This window comes from Paenibacillus sp. FW507-14B1B (assembly GCF_058781425.1).
On sequence record NZ_JBYSWS010000001.1, the window covers coordinates 666,354 to 690,128 of the forward strand.

26 protein-coding genes are annotated in these 23,775 nt (G+C 40.6%); 3 read left to right on the forward strand and 23 right to left on the reverse strand.

Annotated features, from left to right (window positions below; translation table 11 throughout):
• The first annotated feature begins 18 nt into the window (after positions 1-18).
• Positions 19-1,584 carry an ABC transporter substrate-binding protein gene (locus AC3WJJ_RS02910; RefSeq protein WP_492537855.1) on the forward strand — a complete coding sequence of 522 codons (1,566 nt, stop codon included), beginning with the start codon at positions 19-21 and terminating at the stop codon, positions 1,582-1,584.
• Here AC3WJJ_RS02910 and AC3WJJ_RS02915 read toward each other — a convergent pair whose 3' ends face one another.
• The 9 genes from AC3WJJ_RS02915 to AC3WJJ_RS02955 form a co-directional block, all read right to left on the reverse strand.
• On the reverse strand, positions 1,585-1,893 hold the full coding sequence (locus AC3WJJ_RS02915; protein ID WP_492537857.1) for a hypothetical protein: 309 nt from the start codon (positions 1,891-1,893) through the stop codon (positions 1,585-1,587).
• A 344-nt stretch (positions 1,894-2,237) separates the two neighbouring features.
• Entirely contained in the window at positions 2,238-3,110 is an 873-nt protein-coding gene (locus AC3WJJ_RS02920) for a carbohydrate ABC transporter permease (RefSeq protein ID WP_492537860.1), read from the reverse strand.
• 23 nt (positions 3,111-3,133) lie between these two features.
• Positions 3,134-3,991 carry a carbohydrate ABC transporter permease gene (locus AC3WJJ_RS02925; protein WP_492537862.1) on the reverse strand — a complete coding sequence of 286 codons (858 nt, stop codon included), beginning with the start codon at positions 3,989-3,991 and terminating at the stop codon, positions 3,134-3,136.
• A gap of 114 nt (positions 3,992-4,105) precedes the next feature.
• Positions 4,106-5,437, reverse strand: a complete 1,332-nt coding sequence (locus AC3WJJ_RS02930; protein ID WP_492537864.1) for an ABC transporter substrate-binding protein — start codon at positions 5,435-5,437, stop codon at positions 4,106-4,108.
• A 364-nt stretch (positions 5,438-5,801) separates the two neighbouring features.
• Complete coding sequence (locus AC3WJJ_RS02935; protein ID WP_492537866.1) at positions 5,802-6,278, reverse strand: GNAT family N-acetyltransferase; 477 nt, start codon at positions 6,276-6,278, stop codon at positions 5,802-5,804.
• A 92-nt stretch (positions 6,279-6,370) separates the two neighbouring features.
• Positions 6,371-6,601, reverse strand: a complete 231-nt coding sequence (locus AC3WJJ_RS02940; protein WP_422661065.1) for a cold-shock protein — start codon at positions 6,599-6,601, stop codon at positions 6,371-6,373.
• 70 nt (positions 6,602-6,671) lie between these two features.
• Positions 6,672-6,872: a cold-shock protein gene (locus AC3WJJ_RS02945; RefSeq protein WP_054957841.1), complete on the reverse strand. Its 201-nt coding sequence runs from the start codon at positions 6,870-6,872 to the stop codon at positions 6,672-6,674.
• 308 nt (positions 6,873-7,180) lie between these two features.
• Complete coding sequence (locus AC3WJJ_RS02950; protein ID WP_492537869.1) at positions 7,181-8,071, reverse strand: aldo/keto reductase; 891 nt, start codon at positions 8,069-8,071, stop codon at positions 7,181-7,183.
• Between the two features lie 166 nt (positions 8,072-8,237).
• A complete protein-coding gene (locus AC3WJJ_RS02955) occupies positions 8,238-8,756 on the reverse strand; it encodes a GNAT family N-acetyltransferase (protein WP_492537871.1) in 519 nt (172 codons plus the stop codon).
• Positions 8,757-8,910: 154 nt separating this feature from the next.
• Between AC3WJJ_RS02955 and xerS the strand changes: the two genes are divergently transcribed.
• Positions 8,911-9,996, forward strand: coding sequence for a tyrosine recombinase XerS (gene xerS / locus AC3WJJ_RS02960; protein WP_492537874.1), 1,086 nt, complete (start codon positions 8,911-8,913; stop codon positions 9,994-9,996).
• 8 nt (positions 9,997-10,004) lie between these two features.
• On the opposite strand, the gene mobB is transcribed toward xerS, so the two are convergent.
• The 10 genes from mobB to AC3WJJ_RS03010 form a co-directional block, all read right to left on the reverse strand.
• Complete coding sequence (mobB, locus tag AC3WJJ_RS02965) at positions 10,005-10,532, reverse strand: molybdopterin-guanine dinucleotide biosynthesis protein B (RefSeq protein WP_492537875.1); 528 nt, start codon at positions 10,530-10,532, stop codon at positions 10,005-10,007.
• Positions 10,529-11,830 carry a molybdopterin molybdotransferase MoeA gene (locus tag AC3WJJ_RS02970; RefSeq protein ID WP_492537877.1) on the reverse strand — a complete coding sequence of 434 codons (1,302 nt, stop codon included), beginning with the start codon at positions 11,828-11,830 and terminating at the stop codon, positions 10,529-10,531. The genes mobB and AC3WJJ_RS02970 overlap by 4 nt, the downstream gene beginning before the upstream one ends.
• A 170-nt stretch (positions 11,831-12,000) precedes the next feature.
• The gene (locus AC3WJJ_RS02975) at positions 12,001-12,753 is read right to left on the reverse strand and encodes a DUF4247 domain-containing protein (RefSeq protein WP_492537879.1); all 753 of its coding nucleotides are present in this window, start codon (positions 12,751-12,753) and stop codon (positions 12,001-12,003) included.
• A gap of 10 nt (positions 12,754-12,763) precedes the next feature.
• Positions 12,764-13,267: a DUF4178 domain-containing protein gene (locus AC3WJJ_RS02980; protein WP_422661058.1), complete on the reverse strand. Its 504-nt coding sequence runs from the start codon at positions 13,265-13,267 to the stop codon at positions 12,764-12,766.
• Positions 13,268-13,298: 31 nt separating this feature from the next.
• Positions 13,299-13,703 carry a DUF350 domain-containing protein gene (locus AC3WJJ_RS02985; RefSeq protein WP_492537882.1) on the reverse strand — a complete coding sequence of 135 codons (405 nt, stop codon included), beginning with the start codon at positions 13,701-13,703 and terminating at the stop codon, positions 13,299-13,301.
• A 124-nt stretch (positions 13,704-13,827) separates the two neighbouring features.
• Positions 13,828-14,502 (reverse strand): PspA/IM30 family protein, encoded by a 675-nt coding sequence (locus AC3WJJ_RS02990; RefSeq protein ID WP_492537884.1) that lies wholly within the window; start codon positions 14,500-14,502, stop codon positions 13,828-13,830.
• 93 nt (positions 14,503-14,595) lie between these two features.
• Positions 14,596-14,946, reverse strand: coding sequence for a prenylated flavin chaperone LpdD (gene lpdD, locus AC3WJJ_RS02995; RefSeq protein ID WP_492537886.1), 351 nt, complete (start codon positions 14,944-14,946; stop codon positions 14,596-14,598).
• Between the two features lie 38 nt (positions 14,947-14,984).
• On the reverse strand, positions 14,985-15,920 hold the full coding sequence (locus AC3WJJ_RS03000; protein ID WP_492537888.1) for a dihydroorotate dehydrogenase: 936 nt from the start codon (positions 15,918-15,920) through the stop codon (positions 14,985-14,987).
• Positions 15,913-16,608 carry a dihydroorotate dehydrogenase electron transfer subunit gene (locus AC3WJJ_RS03005; protein ID WP_492537890.1) on the reverse strand — a complete coding sequence of 232 codons (696 nt, stop codon included), beginning with the start codon at positions 16,606-16,608 and terminating at the stop codon, positions 15,913-15,915. Before AC3WJJ_RS03005 ends, AC3WJJ_RS03000 begins: the two co-directional genes overlap by 8 nt.
• Before the next feature lie 161 nt (positions 16,609-16,769).
• The gene (locus tag AC3WJJ_RS03010; protein WP_492537892.1) at positions 16,770-17,795 is read right to left on the reverse strand and encodes an NADH:flavin oxidoreductase/NADH oxidase; all 1,026 of its coding nucleotides are present in this window, start codon (positions 17,793-17,795) and stop codon (positions 16,770-16,772) included.
• A 156-nt stretch (positions 17,796-17,951) separates the two neighbouring features.
• On the opposite strand from AC3WJJ_RS03010, the gene AC3WJJ_RS03015 reads away from it, so the two are divergent.
• A complete protein-coding gene (locus AC3WJJ_RS03015) occupies positions 17,952-18,794 on the forward strand; it encodes a polysaccharide deacetylase family protein (protein WP_492537894.1) in 843 nt (280 codons plus the stop codon).
• 62 nt (positions 18,795-18,856) lie between these two features.
• Here AC3WJJ_RS03015 and AC3WJJ_RS03020 read toward each other — a convergent pair whose 3' ends face one another.
• The 4 genes from AC3WJJ_RS03020 to glgA all read right to left on the reverse strand — a co-directional run bounded on the left by AC3WJJ_RS03020 (position 18,857) and on the right by glgA (position 23,775).
• Entirely contained in the window at positions 18,857-19,558 is a 702-nt protein-coding gene (locus AC3WJJ_RS03020) for a 3D domain-containing protein (protein ID WP_422661451.1), read from the reverse strand.
• A 167-nt stretch (positions 19,559-19,725) separates the two neighbouring features.
• Complete coding sequence (locus tag AC3WJJ_RS03025; protein ID WP_492537895.1) at positions 19,726-20,448, reverse strand: amino acid ABC transporter ATP-binding protein; 723 nt, start codon at positions 20,446-20,448, stop codon at positions 19,726-19,728.
• Complete coding sequence (locus tag AC3WJJ_RS03030; RefSeq protein WP_492537896.1) at positions 20,435-21,877, reverse strand: ABC transporter substrate-binding protein/permease; 1,443 nt, start codon at positions 21,875-21,877, stop codon at positions 20,435-20,437. The genes AC3WJJ_RS03025 and AC3WJJ_RS03030 overlap by 14 nt, the downstream gene beginning before the upstream one ends.
• A 464-nt stretch (positions 21,878-22,341) precedes the next feature.
• Entirely contained in the window at positions 22,342-23,775 is a 1,434-nt protein-coding gene (glgA, locus tag AC3WJJ_RS03035; RefSeq protein ID WP_492537898.1) for a glycogen synthase GlgA, read from the reverse strand.

Here is a 23,775-nt window from a genome sequence, read left to right on the forward strand (position 1 = left end):
CAGAAAGGAGTATATCCGATGCTAAAGTGCTCTAGACAAAGATTTATTATTATGATGATCATCGGTCTATTAGGGGGACTCTCTTTGTATATGACCGGTTGTATCCAGGAGCCTAGCAAGAATGATAAAGAGAAGTTTACCGATGAACCTGTTAATCTAATTTATTACACCATTGGAGAACCGGACAAAGACCTCCAGCTTGTAAATGCTAAGATCAATGAAATCATGGTGCGTAAAATCGGCGTGACAGTAACTTATATTAAGGTAGGCTGGCAAGAGTACGAGGATCGACTGAACACGCTTATATCTGCCGGAAGTTCTTTTGATATTGCTTTTGCAACGAATTATTCAACCACAGCTATGCAAGGGGCATGGCTGAAACTGGATGATTACCTAATGAGTCTAGGTAAGGATATGTATGAAAGTGTTAATCCAACCTTTTGGCAAGGGGTTCGGATGAAAGATCGGGGTATTTATGGAGTACCTACCAATAAAGAGCTTGCTGTCCGTGATCACTGGATGTACCCTGCTTCGATCGTGAATAAGTACAATATTGATATCAAGAACTACAATACACTGGAATCGCTCGAACCATTACTTCAGATGATTCAACAGAAAGAGCCTTCATACATACCTATGGAATTGGATCAGGATTCACATAATTTCTTCGCACTCTATGGCTACGAATATATTGTGAACAACAAAGTTCCCTTGATGGTGAAGTCATTAGATCCGAATGCTGGGATTGTAAATATTTTCGAAACAGAGGAAGCAAGAAAAGTATTAGACACGTTACGGAGTTATTATAAACAAGGCTTTATTAATAAGGATGCAGCGCTTCGGGAACCTGGTGGGCTTAAACGCGGGGCTAAAGTATTCTGGAAATCTTCAGGTGGCGGCCCGCTCTCAGATACGACATGGAGTAAAGATCGTGGTTATAAGGTTGTATCCAATCCCGTAACCCCTACTGTTGTTACAACAGAATCGGTTCGAGGAGGCATTATGGCCGTGAATGCAAATACCAAACATCCTGTAGAAAGCATGAAGTTTCTAAACCTACTCAATACCGACACCGAAATACGCAACCTATTCAATTATGGAATTGAAGGTATACATTACAACCTAAGTGAACTTGGACAAGTCGTTCCTATTCCTAGAAAAGATAGTGAAGGCAATCCGATTCCATATGCTCCAGCAAGCTATGCAGGAGTTCAATATACCCAAGGCAACTGGTTTATTCTAAAAACCATGGGTGGTGATAACCCGGAACCTATCGATAAGTGGGATCAGTTTATCAGATACAATGAAGAAGTTATCAATTCTTCGGTACTTGGATTCACTCCGGATCTATCCAAATTAAGTATCCAAATGGATGCTATTAAAACGGTCTGGAAAAAATACTATCCAAGTCTTATGACAGGTTCTGTTGATATTGACTCCATCCTACCTAAGTTTAACGCAGAGCTAAAACACGCGGGTATTGATGAGGTAAGAACTGAAGTGCAAAGGCAGCTGGATGCTTGGCGGGGAGTGGTTACTTCCTCCCCTCCCCTTCCATCAATCCCAACCTTAAATCATGAGTAGCTAACCTTCAACTACATCTGCATGTAAGTCTGTTGCGATTTCAATCATTTTGGGCACAACTGCTTCGCTTGTCAGGGCTACATATATATCTCCCATGTAAAGACGAAATGGAATCTCAAGTTCGCCATGCTGCCACATGAAAAAATCCCCCTCGACTGACATCGTACTCTCCGGTCCTTTCACAGTAAGAATCGAAGAGTATGTGAAGTCTGGTTTGGATTCAAAATATTGTTTACATTCATCCAAAGAAATGGATTGCTGTTCACAATTCTCTTGCATGGATCGTGTTATTCGAAAACGTTGATTCATCATTATGCCTCCATCATTGTTTGTTCATTTAAAAACATATTTTCTCATTCTCTTAAGCTACTGTCAAAACGTATAAAAATGGAATGTTTTTAACGTTTTTTCTTTTTTTGTTTTTATTTCTCCTATTAATACATTGTTTTAGTAGATAGGTTGATAAGGTTGGTGGATTTTTTCGAATTAACTAAGTTCGTGTATATATTTTGTTTTATTATTGTGAATTTTTCATATGATGAAATAATCACTTGTTAAAAGTGAATTTCACCTTTAAACGTAGAAATAAGCCCAGGAAGAAAGCGATCAAGCTTCCTACCTGGGCTTATTTGAATGAAACAGCGACTTCCGTATTAGCCTTTTACAGCTCCTTCGGTCAAACCTTTCTCGATAAACTTCGAGATAAATAAGTAAACGATTAATACTGGAATTACGGTAAGAGCAACTGCTGTAGCCATCAATCCAAAATCCGTGCCGTATTGCGAACTGATCTCATTCAATAAAGCAACGATTGGACGAACATTCTCTTTATTTACAAAGATCAAAGCAGAGAACAAATCGTTATAAGACCACAAGAATACAAAAATACTTACTGAAGCAAATGCCGGTCTTGTAATTGGTACAAACAGCTTAATAAACATTTGCCATCTATTACATCCATCTATGAAAGCAGCTTCTTCAAGTTCTTTCGGAATCGTTGCCATATAACCTGCGATAACGAGAATGGCAAAAGTTAAGTTACCTGCGGTCTGAGGCAAGATCAGTCCCGAATAAGTGTTAACTAAACTTGTTTTAATCAAAATCTCATAGACAGGAACAACCGTAGCAAACGCAGGGATTAACAATGTTGCGTAGAGGATTGAAAAAATCGTCTTTTTCCCTCTGAATGAGAATCTAGACAATACATACGCGGTTAATCCGCCTAACAGGAGTACCAACAATACGGTACTGCCTGACATGATCAAACTGTTAATATAGCTTCTACCAATATTAATTCGATCAAATGCATTTTGATAGTTTAGCCAGATCGGATCAAAAGCGATCTTAAATGAATTATTCATAACATCCCTAGATGCTTTAAAGGAGTTATTTACAATCCAAAACAACGGATATATCGTTGTCATAGCCCAGGCTGTCAAGATAACATACATGAGGGCGCTGCCAATACTAAATTTTCTACGTTTTACATGCCGCACTACATGTTCTTCCTTAATGACTTGCTGCATAATACTACACCCCTAATAACAGCTTAGTATGTAATTTCTTCACTTTTTAACAAGCGGTTGGCAAGAAGGGCAAGCAACACGCCGAAAACAACCATATAGATCGCAACGGTTGAACCATATCCAAAGTTTTGATCCACCATCGCTTTTTTGTACATATACGTTCCGAGTACTTCTGTACCATTCTGACCAGAAGTAATAACCCAGATAAATTCGAATACCTTCATCGTACCCGTGATAGCTAGTGTAACAACGACTTTAATATCACTTAGAATCAATGGGATTGTTAACTTCGTCGTTTTCTTAAACCCTGTTATTCCTTCAAGTTTAGCAGCTTCGTAAAAGTCAGCTGGTATCTTGGACATCGCCGTCAAGAACAATACAAAGTAGAAACCAACATAATGCCATACGGTCGGGATCGACACCGCTCTCAGTGCATTACTCTCATCAAGCCACAGCACTTTTTCGATACCGAAGTTAGCCAGTATGTTATTCAGGAGTCCAAAGTTATAGTTATAAAAAAGGACAAACAATAAAGAAATTGCCGTTCCGGATATTACAACTGGAAAGAAAAATACTGTTCGGAAGAATCCTTTGAGCTTCGTAATATTATCAACCATAACCGCAAGAACTAACGCGATACCTACCTGGAACACAATAACATATAACATGATTTCCAACGTATTTAATGTTGCTGCACCCAGGAGCTTATCCGTAAATAACCGCTCGTAGTTATCCCACCCAATGAATTTCTTGTCAAAAAAACCAGATGTACGATAAAAGCTGAGATACAAACTTTTAAAGAACGGATAGTACAAAAATACAGTTAAGAATAGAGCCGTTGGAAACAAAAACATCAAAATATACTTCCGATCACCCTTCATAATTATCACCTTTGATGTTTATTTTTCTTGATTAATGAATTAAATGATTGCGCCGCCCAAATGATTCAGAGGGGCGGCGCAATAACATATAGGGTACCGTATTAACGATTTAACCTATTTCTTGTTAGCATCCTCAGTTTTCTTAGCATCTTCTAGCGCTTGCGCTGGAGTTTTAGCACCTGTTACAACTTGTTGTACGCTAGCACGAAGATTAGAGAATGTTTCTTGGGATACTTTACTATCAACTGGTGCGCTGATGGATTTAGCATTTTGAAGCATTGCGAAACCATCAAGAGCAGCCTGTGGTAAACCAGCAATTTCTACATCCGCTGCAGGAGTACCGCCGTTTGCTTCAGCGATTTTTTTAATGCTATCAGGGGATGTCATAAATTTAAGTAATTCTATTGTCATATCTTTTTTATCTGCATTGTCATATGCTGCTTTGGAAACGTAGAATCCAGAACCAAAACCACCAACGATGTCGTTACCGCTTCCTGCTCCACCAGGAATAGCTGGGAAAGGAACTACAGTAGTGTTACTCTTCACATCTTCGTTCCATCCACCTATTGCCCATGATCCTTCAATAATCATTGCAGCGAGGCCTTCACTGTAATAGTTACCCGCCATACTTAAATCGATAGTAGCAGCATCTTTAGGGAATGCGCCCAGATCATAAAGCTCTTTCATTCCAGAATATGCTTTTTCCCAATTTGGTTCGATGCCATTAGCCAGACCTTTATCTTGACCTTCTGGACCAGCAGCAGCAAGAATCGTGTGCTCGATCAAATAGTGAGATTGGTCAAATGGTACGGAAAGAGGAATAATACCTTTTGCAGAAAGAGTCGTAACAGCTTTCTTTAGGTTTTCCCAAGTAGTTGGAGCTTCCAAACCGTTCTCATCAAAAATCTTTTTATTGTAGAACAATCCTTCATAGAAACCAGTTAGTGGTGCAGCATAGATGTTTCCATCTTTTTGCTTAGCAAACTCAAGTGCATTCTCACTGAATCCATTTTTCCAATCCGCGTTCTCATCAAGGATTTGGTTCAATGGAACAACTTTACCTGCGTTCACGAAACCTTCAGCATCAGCTCCGATAAAGTAGAACAACAGATCTGGTTCATTGCCACTGTTCATATCTGTGTTTACTTTTGTTCTGAAACCGTCATCATTTGCAGACATGACATCGTTTTCAATTTTTACATTTGGATGTTTTGCAGTAAAGTCATCCAATAGAGCTTTGAATGTTTCGCGAGCTGCGTCTGTACCACCAAATGTCGAGAAGACGCGAAGAGATACTTCCTTAGCTGGTTCTTCTTTCTTAGTCGGCTCCTGTGCCGGTTTGTCACCTTCACCTGCAGAATTGTTAGAGCTTTTATTACCGCATGCAGCCATAAACATGCTGAGCAATAATATTAAGCTCAAAAGCATTAATGAAGACCTTTTCATCTTTGAATCCCCCTAAGTATATTTGTAACAACCAGAATCTCTAGCTGTCTTAATAAAATATTATGCCAACGTTGATCGTAATCAAAGGGGGATATTCCTCTAAATAAGGGGTAAAAATTAAAGCTTGTAATTTGCTCAATCTGGATTTATGATGTGTCTTTTGTCTATGTATATGTAACAAAGGAGTCCTAATCTGGAGGTTTTTTACGGATGAAGTACATAAGGCAGTGATGAGTTTTTATCTGTTGTGAATTTTTCATATGATGAAAATATAATATAATTAGTATTGTTAAAAACAGGATTCATACCTTTCTTCCCCACAAAAAAAAACGCCTAGAGGAGGCGTTTTTTTTTGAGTTATCATTTAGCTGAGCAAGCTCTTAATCATGAAGTAATTAGTCAGTAAGATACTATTTCTTTCCACAGACTGCTTATGGATCACCCTGTAACCATTACGTTCAAAAAAAGGTTTTGCGGTGATACTTGCCTCCGTATCTATTTCAGTTAACTTGAGCTTCCTAGCCTCATTTTCTAGATTCTGTACTAATGCTGTAGCAATCCCTTGCCTTAGATAGTCTTTATGAACGTATAAACGGTCCAGGTGTCCATTACTAGTCATATCTGAAAACCCAACGATACTCTCTCCGACAAGTGCAACTAAGGTGATATTGCGATGCATAGACTCCCGCCATCGTTCAAGTTTTGTTACCTCTTCTTCTGGAGGTGCCCACACATTGAGCTGCTCGATCGTATAATCTTTTTTATTTACCGAATGAACAGTATCGTAAAACAAATTCACAATCTGAGTTATATCCTCATCTTGAAATCTTCTTAACTTCACAGCTCTCTCCTCCAGTCTACAAAAAAAAGACACCTTCATAGGCATCTTTAAAATAACTTATTAAATTTCCTTTTAGGAAATTTTAATTCCTTTTAGGAAATTTTAATTCCTTTTGCAAGAGCCTTCATATCATGATTCGAGTTAACCAGTTGGGGCAGCGTCTTAATACTTCTGATCATTGGTGAGCTGCACTGATGGCATGTTGGCTGATGCTCAAAGGCAAAATTATCACGAATCCAGCCATTGCACTCTTCCTTCTCACATGTCCAAACCGCGGTCTCTTCTTGAGGAAGCTCTTCTAACGATTTTTTTCTGAAGTACATCCTAACCCCTCCTTAAAGTAAAAACTGCCCTTAACTTTATGGGTTAAGGACAGTTTCTTTATTCATAGATTTACAGTTTTACAACGTTCTCAGCTTGTGGACCACGGTTGCCTTGAACTACGTTGAACTCAACGCGTTGGCCTTCGTCCAAAGATTTGAAACCGTCGCCTTGGATTGCTGAGAAGTGAACGAAAACGTCGTTGCCGTTTTCTACTTCGATAAATCCAAATCCTTTTTCTGCGTTAAACCATTTCACTGTTCCTGTTTCCATAATGTAAAAACCTCCAAAATTTTATTAACATGCTCTTCTGAAATTATAGCGTACAAAATAACAAATTCACATATTGAAAAAGTTGCCAAGCATAAGTCGCAACCTTTTCAATATGTGAATCACAAGGTTTTCTTATTTGCTATGTACTTATAATACCACACAAACGAAACTTTATGCAAGGCATTTCGCTTTTTTATTTAACCGCCTAATAAACCAACAAATTATTAAGCGGTTCAGAACGATTCTAATTCTTTAGAGTTAACATAATAAATATGATGTGACCGCTTCTAATTACTTTTAATAAATCCTTAAACTTTGCCCACCCAATCTGGTTTGGCTACCTCTGTCCATCTTGAACGGATTTCATTGTATTCATCTTGAGTCAATCGTCCTCCATCCAATAACATCGTTGCATTCTGTTCCCATCGATTGGGATTAGACGTTCCAACAATGGCGGTTGCAACTCCCGGAACGCTTAGAGCGAATTTGAGGGCTGTCTTAACTCCGAGTTGAATATCCTCCAAAAAATCGTATTTCAGTTCTTTGAGACGTACCCAGTATGGATAGGCATACGCTTGTTCACTAACTATGTCATTTTTCCATGCTACATTAGCAATGGGCCTCTTAGCGATCACACCCATGCCTCTTTTTACAGCTTCGGGGACAGTGAGTTCGATTGCTTCTTGGTCTGCGATATTTACAGAGGTCTCAAAACTATCAAATACCCCTGTCTTTATCGCATATAACGCATCTGTGTGATCACCGCTATATCCAATATACCTCGTTTTCCCTTGCTCCTTAGCCCTCTTTAGGACCTCAATAACCTCTCCTTGTCTAAGTATTTCTTCTGAGCAACTATGAAGGTGAATCACATCAACATAATCAACTTTCAGACGCTTCAGACTCCGATCAATGCTCTGTTTGAGCATAACAGGATCCCAATCCGAATAATCAAAGCCAGAAGCATGGCCACATTTGGTTAACAGATAATAATCTTCTCTTCGGCCCACTAAAGATTTACCTATCAATTCCTCACTATTCCCATAACACTCTGCTGTATCTATCACATTCAATCCAGCATCAACAGCACTATGAAGCAGCCGATCCACCGTCCTCTGATCCGCCTGTCCGATCTCTGCACCACCAAAGCCTTGAATACTTACCTGCATATCCGTCTGACCGAAAGTTCTTCGCTCCATGTATCAGCACTCCTTTATAAAAAAGATAATTCTTTTAATTACCCTTTATGCAAGCATATGAATGCAAATCATCAAATAACTCTTCATGATTTAAATTTACACAGAAACTTTACTAAGTAAGCTACTCGTAATCCCCTATTATTAATAACCTGAATTATTAATGTCATTAAATACTGGCACTCGAAAAATATTGCGAAGGATTCCCACGCTCCGGGTCTACTCTTTCCGTATACTCATTGCCCGTATAGGCCCCGATTGTCTTCCTCCAAAATGCCTGTGCAGGCGTATTTGTACTCACTTGTGTTACTTTCCAGCGTCCTCTCAAACGATCAAACAATTGGTGCGATGCCCAGGTACCTAACCCGCTTCGACGATATTTTTTCATAACAAAAAATTCACACAAGTAAAAATCAACTTCGTCTTCACCATCTAAACGATCAATTAATGCAAATCCAGCTGGTTTATCGTCATAGGTAATTAGATAGGGATATCTCATTTCACGATTAATCCAGTATTCAGCAAGGCCAGGATACGGAGCAAAATCGCCCCTCTCTGTTACATCTATATCTAGAAACTGGGTGAAATCATACAAATAAAATTGCATTAAGTTTTCGATCACATTCTTTTGTTTGCTCGGAACCAGACGGATTCCCATTGGATTAGTATTTTTCTCACGTGAGAACATCGATATCTCCTCCTACCCATACATAGTTAGTATCCTGCAGGTTATGGTAAACTATAGAGACATGCATGACATGTCATAGCATCTAACTACAATATTTCAATCATTTTGATTCATTATTTCACAATTCAATATGAATTCTTAAGAGGTGATACACATGAACATACAAAAAGGCATTGACCGTAAAAAACTAGATGAAAAAGTCCCTTCTATGCCTTGGTACGTACAGCAGTTTATCGACTATAAATTGCCCGATCTTTCTCCATCTACCTTGTTGGAATATGTAAGGGATTACGAAACTTTTTTTAATTGGCTTCGCTCTGAAGGTCTTTCAGAAGCAGAGCAAAACAGCAAGGTAACACTTCTGGAACTTGAGACGCTTCGCATGGAAAGTGTAACTGGTTACCGTCTCTATCTGACAACGAGAACAGAGGGTACCAACTCCCGGATCACCGTATCACGTAAGATGTCCTCTCTTCGATCCTTGTTTCATTATTTAAGCCAAATCGCTGAGGATGAGGACTTTTATCCTCTTCTTAAGCGCAACATAATGGCAAAAGTCGAGAATAAACGAATACATAAACCAAAAGATACTGCAGCTAAGCTTAAAGGTAAAATTCTTGAGGATGAGGAACTCATCGACTTTATTGGCTACATCCATGAAGGCTATGCGGTTGATGTCGCTAACAATAAGCAAGCCTTATACGCTCATGAACTAAATAAAGAGAGAGATGCCTGCATAGCTAGTCTAATTCTAAACTCTGGTCTACGTGTATCTGAAGTTGTAAATCTAAACATTAGTGATCTCGATATGAACAACAATATGCTGCATGTCTATCGGAAAGGTAATAATGACGAAACGTTCAAGACCCCTGTTTATTTCCGCGCTCAGGCTAAAGACGATCTGGAGCATTATTTAGCGCTTAGACAGTCCCGTTATAAAGTTCCTAAGAGAGAAAAAGCGCTGTTCGTAGCACTTCGTAATGGACAAGTCGAAGGCCAGAGAATGACGAAACGCGCGATCCAAGCCATGATCATTAAATATGCCAAACGTTTCGGCAAGCCTTCACTTACCGTGCACAAGCTACGTCACTCTTTTGCCACAGATTATTATCTCCAGAATGACATTTATAAAACCAAGGAACAGCTTGGTCATGCATCAACAGAAACGACAGAAGTATATGCTCATCTCACCGACAAGACGATGTCTGAAGCCATTGAACGCCGCACTGAATCATCATAGACACAGCATTATTCAGTTCGTAGTCTGTTCATCTCATGACACATCCACTCAGCGATCTTAGACACTTCATTCCAATCAAAGATTGGAACCGAGCTACTTCTCTGAAATTCTAGAAGTAGCTCGTTATTCTTGTCCAAATTCGGATTCAGTATAAGTACTCTAACCTCACTTACTTGATCTACTAGTTCTATATCCTCGCTACTTCTGAGAAGTAATAACTTCGGATAGGCTTCCTGCTTAAACCCCTCCACCAGAATGAGATCGTACCTTTGTAAAGGGGTGATCAGACCTTGTAAACTTGTTCCTTCTTCATGAATAACAGCTGTACGAAAAGGCGAAGTGATGGCCACAGCATCAGCACCAGCCTCATGAAATTCACTGGTATCTGTTCCAGGGTGATCAAGAGTAAATCCATGAACATCATGTTTGATAACAGCAGTTTTGAACCCTCTATCCTTAAAAAAAGGAATTAGTGACGATATCAACGTCGTTTTACCACTATTCTTATACCCAACAAATTGCCACACGTTTGTCATGACAAAGTTCCCGGCAGTAATAACACTTTAACCTTTTGTCCAACATCAGCACCTTTTAGTTCAGGAGGGATAACGATGAGACAGGAACTGTCTTTAATCGTAATCATTACATTGGATTCGTCCAATAGTGCTGGTATCGCTACCAGCCTTCCTTCTCTAACTTCCAATCTCCCTCTGACAAAACGAGTGAAATTATTCACCCTGCTATATTCTACACCTAACTCTGCGTCCCATTCTTTAAGATAAGCATCCTCCATGCCAAGCATTTGGCGTATCGTCGGTCTTACGAAGAGCAAAAAGCCAACATAACAAGCTCCTGGATTTCCTGATAGAGCAAACAATAGCTTTCCTTCTTGAACCGCAGCCGTTGTTACACTCCCCGGTCTCATCGTTACCTTGTTAAACAACATTGTCATCGTCCCATTACGGACGAGGTCACCCATGATATCAAAATCTCCTACAGAGACTCCACCTGTTGTAACAACAATATCATAACGTTTTAGCGCTTCTTCCACCTTTTCTCTAGCCATTGTAATATCATCAGGAATCGCGTCCATTATGACCGGTTCACCACCGGCTTCACGGATTTGTGATGCAAGCATATAAGTATTGCTGTTACGAATTTTTCCAGGCTCTAGCGGATCACGAATATCCAATAATTCGGTACCTGTTGAAAAAATACCAACCACCGGTTTTTTCATAACCTCAACTTGGGACACTCCAAATGTAGCCAAGACCGATATTTCACCTGGTCCGATCCGAGTTCCTTGATTGAGAATAACCTCTCCACCTTTTAGCTCTAATCCTATGGGGGTAATATTTTTATTCTTCTCTATTCTTTTTTTAATGCCAATCCATTCCGTTTCACCTTCGGTCCTGCTCTCCGTCATTTCAAGCATGACCACCGCATCCGCTCCCTCGGGAACTTGCGCTCCTGTCATAATTCGGGATGTTACACCCGATTCAATCACTTTCTCTGATACCGCTCCACAAGGAATATTATCAATAACTTTTAACCATATAGTCTCACCATCACCACACACCTCAGTATCTGATGCTGTTATTGCATAGCCGTCCATTCCAGAACGGCGGAAGGTCGGGTATGGATGCGGTGCTAAAATATCAGACGCTAGTATACGCCCATCACTTTTTTCTAGGTCGACCATTTCGGATGTTCCTCGCTTCACATATCCCTTAACTAAGGCTTGTGCATCATGTACCTGCAACGCTTTACGCTGAAATCTATAAGGGTCTTGTCCGTTAATGTCTAGTTTATCATTCGTGATATGTTGTTTCATAAGTACCTGTGTCCTCACTTTCCAATGGGCTTGCTTCGACTGATCTTTAAACGAGCTCTTAGCCCCATAAAATAGTTATAACTTCAATTTCTGTTGCTGGCAAATTATATACTCTATTCCAAGCAAAAAAAAAGACGTATGGCATCGAAATGCCACACGTCTTTTTCAATCTACCTTCGACCTCTTCTGCCGATTTTCCCTGATCCAATACGAGTCTTCGGTTTTTTATAAGATTTCCTTGGAGCGTCGAAAAGTCCACCGCCGCCGCCACTTTCACCTCGTTTAATCGTTCCTTTACTCTGGTCACTTGCCGGTTCCCGTTTAAAAATATTCCCACCCGAACCAACCTTACTACTCTGACCACGTCTTGAAATCTTCCCGCTTCGATCCACCGTCAACGGAGGGGCAACCTTCTTATCGCTATCTGTCGGTTTACGATAGGTTCCGTCTTTCGGCTTATACACGTCCTTACTTGTATACCCACGGTACCCACCGCTGTATTTACCACTTAACGAATCAAACAAGTCGCTAATCAAAACAGCTGTTAAATATCCCTGTAGGAAGCTTGAGTCATAATTACGTCTAACATACTCTTTGGAATCGATCTCGATTAAGGTATCTTCCGGCTTCGCTGGATCTTGCTGCAGATGATAAAAGTCATCGCCATATACAAGGAACATGCGTTCATTATTCTCGGCGGACATATCATCCGGTTTATTCTCTTCCGACAATTCCTTTGCAACAACTGGCACACTTTTGCCTGCTGCGCGATAGACATATGAACTTGAGTTCCCATCCCGATTCACAGATTCTAATGGGTAGGATTCTTTAACATTCGGTGGTGCCCCACATCCACTTAGAAGTGATACAAGGAAACTAAGAACTAATAATAATTTGATCGATAATAAAGAGCGTCGCTTCATGATACCACTCCTAAGCCCGGATGACTTTAACATCCCCCGGAATCACTTTCTCTCCTTCATAGAGCATAAATCGCCCATTCTGCCATTCAATCCTTACAAGACGATAATCATCAGATTGATACTGCCATACATGTTGTTCACCGCTTTGTGTGAACGGGGTGCGTCCTGTAATCGACACATGACCACCGTATTCTTCCTCAAGATGATATACACCATCATCAAGTTCAATGATCGTCGGTACTTCATCAGGTGCATCCAGTCGTCCATCAATCGGTGTATATAAAGCATACTGGACCGTTTCTCGTTCTTCGATATGAAGATAAGCAATGCTACTTCCATCTTGCAGTGTCAGAACAACCGCGTTACGAGCACGGTTATGTACACGACCCGTAACCTCATACGTCACAAGTGAAACTTCACAAATGTCGCCCGGGTTAAGCTGTAACATGCTTTTTTCTACCTTCGGCGGCTCTGGTTTCGCAAATAAATTTCCTATTCTTTTCCACACGCTCATTCTTTCAATCCCCTATCACATTTATGCATGATTATAGGCAGGCTGTAATAATTAAAGCTCCTACAATATGAAGTGTACCTGCAAACAACCCATATCCAGTCTTGCCTTCCATCGTTCCTTTATCCAGATCAATATTCCCAAGCATTTTGAGCATCAGCTCCGCTAATCTTTCCAGAATAAGCAGAATTACAAACGAAACAATGGATACTACAATGGCTTCTACCAGATGTGGTGAAGTCCCAATTGATACAGACAAAATATACCCTTGTGCTAGTAGCTTCATGACAAGACGTGTTGTAACCGCCATGTTTCCTGCTTTTACTTCCTCTAGATCTTTATACTTTGTAAACAAAGAGTCTACATACATAAGCACAAAGAGCAGCAGTGCACCGACACCGGTCCATACCGTAATCCCTAAGATCACATCAAAATTCATCCACTTAAGCCTCCATATTCAACATACTACTCATGTAAAAGCGAAGGAGAAAACCGCATGTTAAGCGCTATCCCCTTCGCCTCTTCAAACTTCACTCTTTCACAATAAAACGTCGATATCGATATTATTGATCTTTATTCTCATATTGTTTCATTAATGCAGCAAGTTCATCTTCAACAACCTTATCTTTACCAAGATTCTCGAACTCTTCATCAAGCGACTTCTCTCTCGTGTTCATTTCATTGCTTGCCTCAGCACGCGCTTCCATCTGAAGCATTTTCTCTTCCATACGCTTCAGACCAGAAGATGCAGAATCCGAGCTAAATCCGTTCATCGCTTTGTTGATTTCAGTCTGTGCCTTAGCTGCGTTATAGCGAGCAACTAACGTCTCCCGCTTATTCTTCATTGCTGTAAGTTGTTTACGCATCTCTTCGAGCTTAGCTCTTAGATTATCTGCAGCAAGCTTATTCTGATCATAACTTGCTTTATATTCGTCTCTCTTCGCTTCCGCTGCTTTCTTCTCTTCAAGCGCCCGGCGAGCTAGATCAACGTTCTGCGCTTGTGCAGCCGTGTGTGCTTGTTGTGTACGTTTCTCAACCAATGCTGCTTGTTCTTCATACAATGCTTTGAAACGCTTTTCGATCGCAATTTGAGAAGCAACTGCTTTCTCAGCATCTTCAAGATCTTCGGTCATATCCCGAATGTATTGGTCAGTCATTTTGATTGGATCTTCGGCTTTGTCAATAATAGCGTTAATGTTGGACATGGTTAAATCACGTAATCTTTTGAAAATGGACATGGTTTCGTGCCTCCCAGCAGACTTAAATGTTTTCTTATGTTCATTATCTACGTGACAACTTAAATAAACGTTTCAATTTTTTCGTAAACAAGTTTATTTCTTTAATTTTTTCTTCGTTAAAAAACGATCCACTAGGTTTTCAGTCAATAAAACAATGTACTCAATTTCTCTTTTACTCAGATTATCGAAATGGATTCCCATCACAACCGTCACTGTTTGGCCTAGGTGCTCTGCACATTGACGAGCGATTGTATCGGTTAACAGATGTTCCTTATGGCCTGGGACAGACATGGTGTCAACCTTAATGGTTAAGGGGATTTTTTGTTCAAAATATGCTGTAGATACTGCACCAATATGAGCATCTCCGCCCTTGATGACAATAAGCTTATCCCTTCCAACATCGATTTCATCCAATGTTAAAGTTTCACCAAAGTTTTTCGTCATATGCGCCTCCCTTTAACCAAGCTAACGCAGTGAGTTTTTTATTTAACAATACCTCTAATCTCATTTAGGTGATTAATTTTCTCAGTATTCATAAAATGAGTAAGTTCTTCAATTATTCTTTCACCTGCTCGAAGATCGCCAAAGCTAGCCGTACCCACCTGAACGGTGGTTGCACCTGCCATAATAAACTCGATGATATCTTCACCAGAAGCAATTCCGCCCATTCCAATGACAGGAATGTTCACCGCTTTCGCCACTTGATGTACCATCCGCAAAGCAATCGGTTTAATAGCAGGGCCGGACAATCCAGCATAGCCGTGATCGAACACACTTCTTCTCTGCCTTACATCAATCTTCATTGAAGATATGGTATTTATTAAGGATACGGCATCCGCACCTTCTGTCTCACACATATAAGCCATCTCTGCGAGCCTCTCCGCGCCAGGAGACAGCTTAACTATAAGCGGCATGGTTACTACATTTCGAACTGCACGAACGACCTTCTGTGCAGCTTCTGTCTGAATACCAAAGGCCATACCACCTTCCTTAACATTCGGACATGAAATGTTCAGCTCAATCATATCCACAGCAGATCGGCCCGCTCTGCGCCTAGCATCTTCATCATTCTGAATCAGCTTCGCACCGGTTACGTAATCCTCAAGACAACCTCCACCGAGATTAGCAATGCGTACGGTATTAAGCGTTTCCCAGAAAGGACATTCTTGATCCAAAAAAGCTTGAATCCCTGGATTCTCAAGTCCAACACTATTTAGCATGCCGGAAGCCGTCTCGCACACCCGAACACCATTATTTCCTTCTTTTGGGTGTAGTGTTAATCCTTTCCCACTCAATCCACCCAGTATATTAATATCATAGAGCTTACCGTATTCACGCCCAAATCCGAATGTTCCCGAAGCCATAACAACTGGATTCTTGAAAGATATTCCAGCGATTTCACAACGCATATCAATCATTGAAAACAACCTCCTCCACCGGAAATACAGGTCCGTCGGTACATGCTTTTTTGCGTCCATCCTTACATTTCACACTGCACACTAAACACGCCCCAATACCACAAGCCATCCGGTTCTCTAATGACACATACACATGATTAGGCACTCCGATCTCCTCTTGCATACTTTGAACTGCTTTCAGCATACCGTGGGGACCACATGCTATAACCGTCTTATAATCTCTGAAATTAATTTGATCCAGAACCGTCCCCCCGACCTGAATATGTAACTGATTGCTCACACTCTGGAACTCTTCCGTAAGATATGACTCCTTACTAAAGCCAAGATATATATCTGCATTCTTTAATGTTTTGGCCATATAGTACAGTGGCGCAATCCCAATTCCACCACCAACAAGTGCAACGGATCCATTCGCCTCTGGAAAACCATTCCCGAACGGTCCTTCAATCTGTAGCTGATCACCAGAACGAAGTTCGAAGAACCGTCTTGTACCCTCGCCAACGACTTGATAAAGAAATTGAATTCGATCTTCACCCGCATCAAAAATACTAATCGGTCTTGAGAGTAAAGGGTACTTATCCCAAGCCCTCAACATATAAAATTGTCCTGGTTTACCCCCAAGGCTGCTCTCCACTTCCAGCAGGCCGATTCCCTCCGCTACCTTCTTGTTCGATATCACTGTTGCCATCGTAAGACCTCCTGCTCATGTCTAATCCCACTAACTTTGCACGGAAATCGTCTAAACGTCAGTGATACAGTTCACAGATTTGCAAAGATGACAAAAAAGCCCGGCATCTATACCGGACTTTGCTTCATTTCTATAATTACTTCAACATGGTTTCACAATGATTACCTGTAAGCTCGCTGGTATTGTTTCGCAACCTTTTGTTCTCCATCTAGAGCCTTAGACGCATGTACAGGCCAATATGGATCGCGCAACATGCCTCTTCCTACAGCGACTAAATCTGCTTTACCTGAAAGCACGACGTCTTGCGCCACTTCAAAGTCATCAAGTAATCCAACTGCAATCACTGGAACTTGAAGCATGCGTTTAAATTCTGTAGCCAACTCCACTTGATAACCAGGCTCAGCCTTAGGTCCACCCTCTGAACCGATTGGGCCTTCACCGCCGGAAGTGATATGGAAAATATCAACGCCAGCATTTTTATATCGCTCACTGAGCTTAGCACAATATTCAACGTCGTAACCACCATCTACATATTCCTTCGCAGAAACGCGCATAATAAGTGGCATGCCCTCGGGAAGCACTTCCTTAACTGCCTTTATTACTTGTTCACCAAACAGTCCAAGGTCCTGACCATATTCATCATCACGATGATTCGTAAGTGGAGAATGGAATTGATGAATAAGATAACCATGCGCTCCATGAATTTCGATTGTATCAAATCCAGCTTCCACTGCTCTTCGCGCACTTTCCTTAAAAGCTAGGATCATTTCTTCGATCTCGCTCTTAGTGAGCGCCCGAGGCATTTGATATTGGGAACTAAATGCAATAGCCGAAGGAGCCACGGGTGGCTTAGCATCTTGTGCTTTACGACCAGCATGACCTAATTGTATACCTATTTTTGTGCCATATGAATGAACGCCATCAACAATCTTCCGAAAAGCCGGAATCTGTTCATCGCTCCACAATCCTGTGTCTTGATTGGAAATTCGTCCATCTGGATGAATGCCTGTCATTTCTACAATTATTAGACCTGTACCGCCTACAGCTCTACTTACATAATGGACAAAGTGCCAATCGTTTGGAATACCATCCTCTGCAAGAACGGAATACTGACACATTGGTGGCATCACGATTCGGTTCTTAAGTGTCAAGTTTTTAAAATTATAGGGTGTAAATAAATCAGCCAAACGATCACATTCCTTCCGTACCTATTTGATCTTACCCAATGGCTATTATACACGTTTCCATCCTAAAACCAAAAACACAAACCTAACTAGAAGATAAGGATAATTAAGGATAAAGATGGGTATACCAAACAAAAAGAGAAAAGGAGACGAGGAATGATGCTAAACCACGCACGTGTATGGGGTTTGATATTCATTGCACTAATGCTTCCACAAGTGAATATTACACCTTATGGGAAAACCGTCGTCCAGAACACAAGCTCCTTTCTTCAGAGCCCTATCAATTCATCCGTGATGTCCGAGCATAGAGAAACGGAGGATAAGAAACGCACTAATCCACCTGTTGGCCTTACTCTTAGCCAACTCATAAAAAAATACCCCGACACTTTTCGTGTGAGAGGACCACGTATCAAGCAGGTAGCGTTAACCTTTGATGACGTACCAGACCCTCGGTTCACGCCTAAAGTACTGGATGTATTGAAAAAAGAAGGTGTAAAGGCAACTTTTTTTGCGGTTGGAACGCGTTCAAAAAAACATCCTAGCCTTTTAGCTCGCATTAAACGAGAAGGTCACGCGATCGGAAACCATTCCTACAATCACGCCCAGTTCAACAAGCTTACACTTGATGAGTTCAGAGATCAGATTGAACGTACAAATCGTATTTTAAAGTCGATTACTGGACAAGAACCTCGGCTTATTCGACCACCGTATGGTGAAATTAACGAGGAACAACTTCGCTGGGCTCGTAAGAACAATTATAAAGTAGTGAACTGGAATGTAGATTCATTGGATTGGAAAGGCCTCTCCAAAGAAGAAGTTAAAGAAAACATTTTGTCTGCCACAGGTCCAGGTGCAATTATCCTTCAACATGCGGGCGGTGGAGTAGGATCAGAATTACAAGGAAGCATTGATGCATTGCCAGAAGTTATTTCTGAACTACGGCGCAAGGGCTACACATTTGTAACCTTACCTGACATGCTTGGTGTATCTGAAGGAAAATAAACAGAAAACGGGAGAACTTAGTATTATACTAATTCTCCCGTCTTTTTAATAACGCTATTCTATTATTTAATGACAAATAGTTTTACATTTTGAAAGCCAAATTCACTCACTGATTTCTGAGATCCCGGAATGAAGATATCGATTCGATTGCCCTTAATCGCTCCACCAATGTCTCTTGCCACAGCCACAAATGCTTTTTTAGGCAACCCAGGATGCGAATGTCCCGTCACAAGCACCTTGGTTCCAAGCGGAATAACCTTCGGATCTACAGCGATCGTCCCGAGTTCAAGAGGATTGCCGAAATAGTCAACAGCTCCCCAGCCTCCGTTCTCACTTGCAGCTGCCGAATAAGCTGATGCTTTCACCGAAATAGTCTTGCTATAATTAAAAGTTTTTCCCCAAGCTTCTACCACTTTATTACTAGAATCCACACTTAAACTTGGAAGCATGACTGCAGTCGAAGTTGACTTCACTGTAGAAGTCGTAGGAATTTTAATCTTCAAGCCTGGATAAATGTTTGTGGCTTTGATTTTAGGATTTGCTTGCATTAGTTTATTTAAATTAACACCATATTTTTTCGAAAGAAGATAGAAGGTGTCACCTTGCTTCGCAACATGCGTTGAGCTTGCTGCTTCTACCGGTACTGTGGATGCCCCAAAAGCTAATGATAGAGCAAGTGCTGCCGCAGATAATAGCTTCACCGTTTTACCTCTACTATTCTTTCCGCTTGTATTGCGGTTGACTTTCTTTTGCCACCATTTCATATTTTGTTTCATTCTTGATGCCTCCCTTGTATAACGATTACGAATATATCACAATCTTGTAACCTTTTCTTTATGAAATTGCTGGTATAAACACAAAAAAGCGGCTCTGGATCGCCATAATAGGCACCAGAACCGCTGTTATATGCACTTACTTCATCTTAAAAAGATTACAAAACTTTACTTAAAAACTCTTGCGTCCGTGGATGCTGAGGATTCGTAAAGATCTGTTCCGGTGTTGCATCCTCCACAATTTTACCACCATCAACGAACAAAATCCGATCTCCGACTTCACGAGCAAAACCCATCTCATGGGTTACGATGACCATCGTCATGCCACCATCAGCAAGCTTCTTCATCACTTCTAATACTTCACCTACCATTTCAGGATCCAGTGCTGAAGTAGGTTCGTCAAAGAGCATCACATGAGGCTGCATTGCTAAAGCTCTTGCAATAGCAATACGCTGTTTCTGACCACCTGACAATTGAGAAGGATAGGCATCCTTCTTATCAAGAAGTCCAACGGATTTAAGCAAATCTTCTGCGATTCTCTCCGCTTCTGCAGCAGATTTCCCTTGAACTTGGATCGGTGCTAAGGTGATATTACTCAGAACACTTTTATGAGGGAATAGATTGAATTGCTGAAATACCATACCCATTTTTTCACGAGTTGCATTGATGTTATGCTTCTTAGCCGTAATCTTCTCACCTTCAAACGAAATCTCTCCGCTAGTGGGTTGCTCCAATAAATTCAAGCAACGTAAAAAGGTACTCTTCCCCGATCCACTTGGTCCGATGACTACAACAACCTCGCCTTTTGCTATTTCAACATCAATGCCTTTTAAAATTTCAACCTTGCCATACGATTTATGAAGATCCTTAACGGTTATCACTAGCACTCAACTTCCTTTCCAAGACCCCGAGCAATTTCGAAAGAACAAATGTCAGAATAAAGTACATCACAGCTGCAACTAACAGCGGGTTTAATGCTGCATAGGTGCTTCCACGCAAAATTTGAGCCTGGTACATGATGTCCATAACACCTATAAACGAAACGATAGACGACTCTTTAATAATAACGATAAACTCATTGCCGATTGCAGGCAGTACACTCTTTAATGCTTGTGGCAAAATAATATGACGCATTGCTTGGCTCTTCTTCATTCCTAATGAACGAGCAGCTTCGAGTTGACCACGATCTACACCTTGAATACCCGCACGGAATATTTCAGCCAAATATGCAGCACTGTTCAAGGACAAGGTAAGGATACCTGATTGTATCGGTGTGAACTTAATGTCAAATGAGGCCAAGCTGTAATGGATAATAAACAATTGCACAAGCATAGGAGTTCCGCGCATGATTTCAATATAGGCGGTAGCTATGAATTTCAAGATTGAATTACCAGACATCCGTAATAATGCAATCACAAGGCCTAGCATAAATCCAAAGAGAACACCGAGCGCTGATATCAGCAGTGTATATTGTACGCCTTTGGCATAATAATCCCGATACTTCCAGAAGTACTCGAATGTATTAAGTTGTTCTTTTACCCGATCCGCAGCCAGGTCACCAGCTTCATCAACAAATTTCTGGACTTGGTTATCAGCGATGAGGCGTTCGAGTGTTCCATTGATACTTTCTAACAGTTCCTCATTACCTTTTCTGACACCAACTGCATATTCATCATTTTCACTTTTAGGTTTGGCATCGGTAATGGCCATTTTCTCTTCATCCATGTTTGCTTTCGCAACTGGATACTCTGCGATCACGACATCTACACGTCCAGTTTCTAACTGAAGCATTAAATCCGGAATCTTATCTAAAGAAACGACGGTCGCATTTGGAATAGACTTAGCAATCTTCTCTTGAACAGAAGATTTCTGTACACCGAAGCTAGCACCTTCCAGACTTTCAATTGTATTAAACTTATCTTTATCTTCTTTACGAACAACGATCGTTTGTTCAGCTTTGTAATAAGGAATAGAAAAGTCTATGCTTTTTCTTCGATCTTCTGTAGGATTCATACCCGATATTACAAAATCGATTCGCCCTGTAGTCAGTTCAGGGAGTAATGCATCAAAGGAAGTATCCTTTATAATCAGTTCTGCTCCCATGTCCTTGGCAATTTCCTTAGCAATCTCAATATCGAATCCAACAATGGTGTCAACACCATCAATCGTTTTATGGAATTCATACGGCATATATTCGGCGCTTGTTCCGAGGATGACCGTCTTTTTCTCTCCTTCCGCACTAGCGATACTGCCAAATGCCAGCAGCATAACCATGCAGAGAAGCATCCAAGTCGTTATTTTTCTTCTCATGACCCTTGAATCTCCCCTATCTATCTCATCAAATGTAAGCGATTGAGTCATTATAAATCATGTTGCATGAATATGCAACGACCTTTTCCTGATATTTAATAGTGTATTAATATTAATATTGATGTATTTATATAACATTGGTTAAATGAATCATTTTGGGACTAACACTCGAATACAATGAAAATATATACTTGTAGTTAACCTTCATGTTAACACCCGCAAACTAACACAACCATTTAATGGGTTTTATTTTGAATCTTATTCTAATTTATCTCTCACTTCAAACATTGTTTCCAATTGCATCCATAGGCTTATTATGTATTTTTATTCAAATCATCTGAATTCTCATGAATAATAAATTGTCTTTACGGTAGTATACCCATGATTTGTATATTCTCAATCATTAAATGTTTACGAAACAAAAAGGCAGTCCGGTGAATAGGACTGCCTCCCGATTAAATCATCTAATCCAAAATTTTATGATAGATATCAACGTACTGCTGTGCCGATACTTGCCAACTATAATCACCTGAGAATGCGTTCTTGGTTACTTGTTTCCAGTGTTCGGGTTGACCATATATCGAAATCGCACGTTTTATTGTACTCATCATGTCGTGTGCATTATAGTTCTTAAAGCTAAAACCATTGCCCTCTTGAGTAAACTCATTGTAGGCGTGAACTGTATCATTCAAACCACCGGTCTCTCTCACGATGGGTACACTTCCATAACGGAGTGCGATTAATTGACTAATTCCGCAGGGCTCGAATTTCGATGGCATAAGGAACATATCACTAGAGGCATACAAGCGACGTGATAACGGCTCATTAAACCAGATTTGAGCTGACATTTTATTAGGATAACGGTTTGCCGCTTCACGGAACCAATGCTCATAGGAAGGATCTCCTGTACCTAAGATTACAAATTGCATGTCCTGATAATAGAGAAGCTCGTCCAATATGCGAATAACTAAGTCTAGACCTTTAGAATCAACAAGTCTTGTAACCATAGCCATCATCGGGATCTTTGCATCAACTGGTAAATTAAGCTCCTTTTGCAGCTCCATTTTATTCTGAGCTTTCTTGTTCAAATTACTCCGATATTTCATCGCAATAAATGGATCCGTCGATGGATTATAACTTTTCGTATCGATGCCATTTACAATACCGCTTAATTTATCTCCAAGGGATGAGAGCAGACCATCGAGTCCGTAACCATAATAAGAAGTTTGAATTTCTTCCGCATACGTTGGACTAACGGTTGTAACATGGTCTGCGTATACAATCCCTGCTTTCAAGAAATTCACATTACCATAATATTCGACACCTTCAGGGGTGAAATAACGGCTGTGTATCCCCAATACATCAACAAGCACTTCATATGGAAACACGCCTTGATACAACAGGTTATGAATCGTAAAGACGGTCCGAATCTCGTTATAGAACGAAGACTCACGACGATAATTCGCTTCGAGAAGTAGTGGTATCATTCCCGTATGCCAGTCATGACAATGGATCACATCAGGTTGAAAATCGATAATCGGTAACACATCCAGAATGGCTCGATTCAGAAATGCAAACCGTTCACCATCATCCATATATCCGTATGCGCCGTCTCTTCCGAAGTAATACTCATTATCGATAAAATAGATCGTCACTCCATCTTCTACTAACTTTTCAATTCCACAAAACTGTTGTCTCCAACCGACTTGTACACGAGTTTCCCCGATATGCTCCATTCGGTTACGGTACTCTTCAGAGATACCACGGTATTTCGGCAGCATGACACGAATGTCTGCACCCGTTCGCTGCAACGCTTTTGGCAGCGCCCCGATAACATCTGCTAGCCCACCGGTCTTTATAAAAGGAACACATTCTGCGGCTGTAAATAACAATTTCAT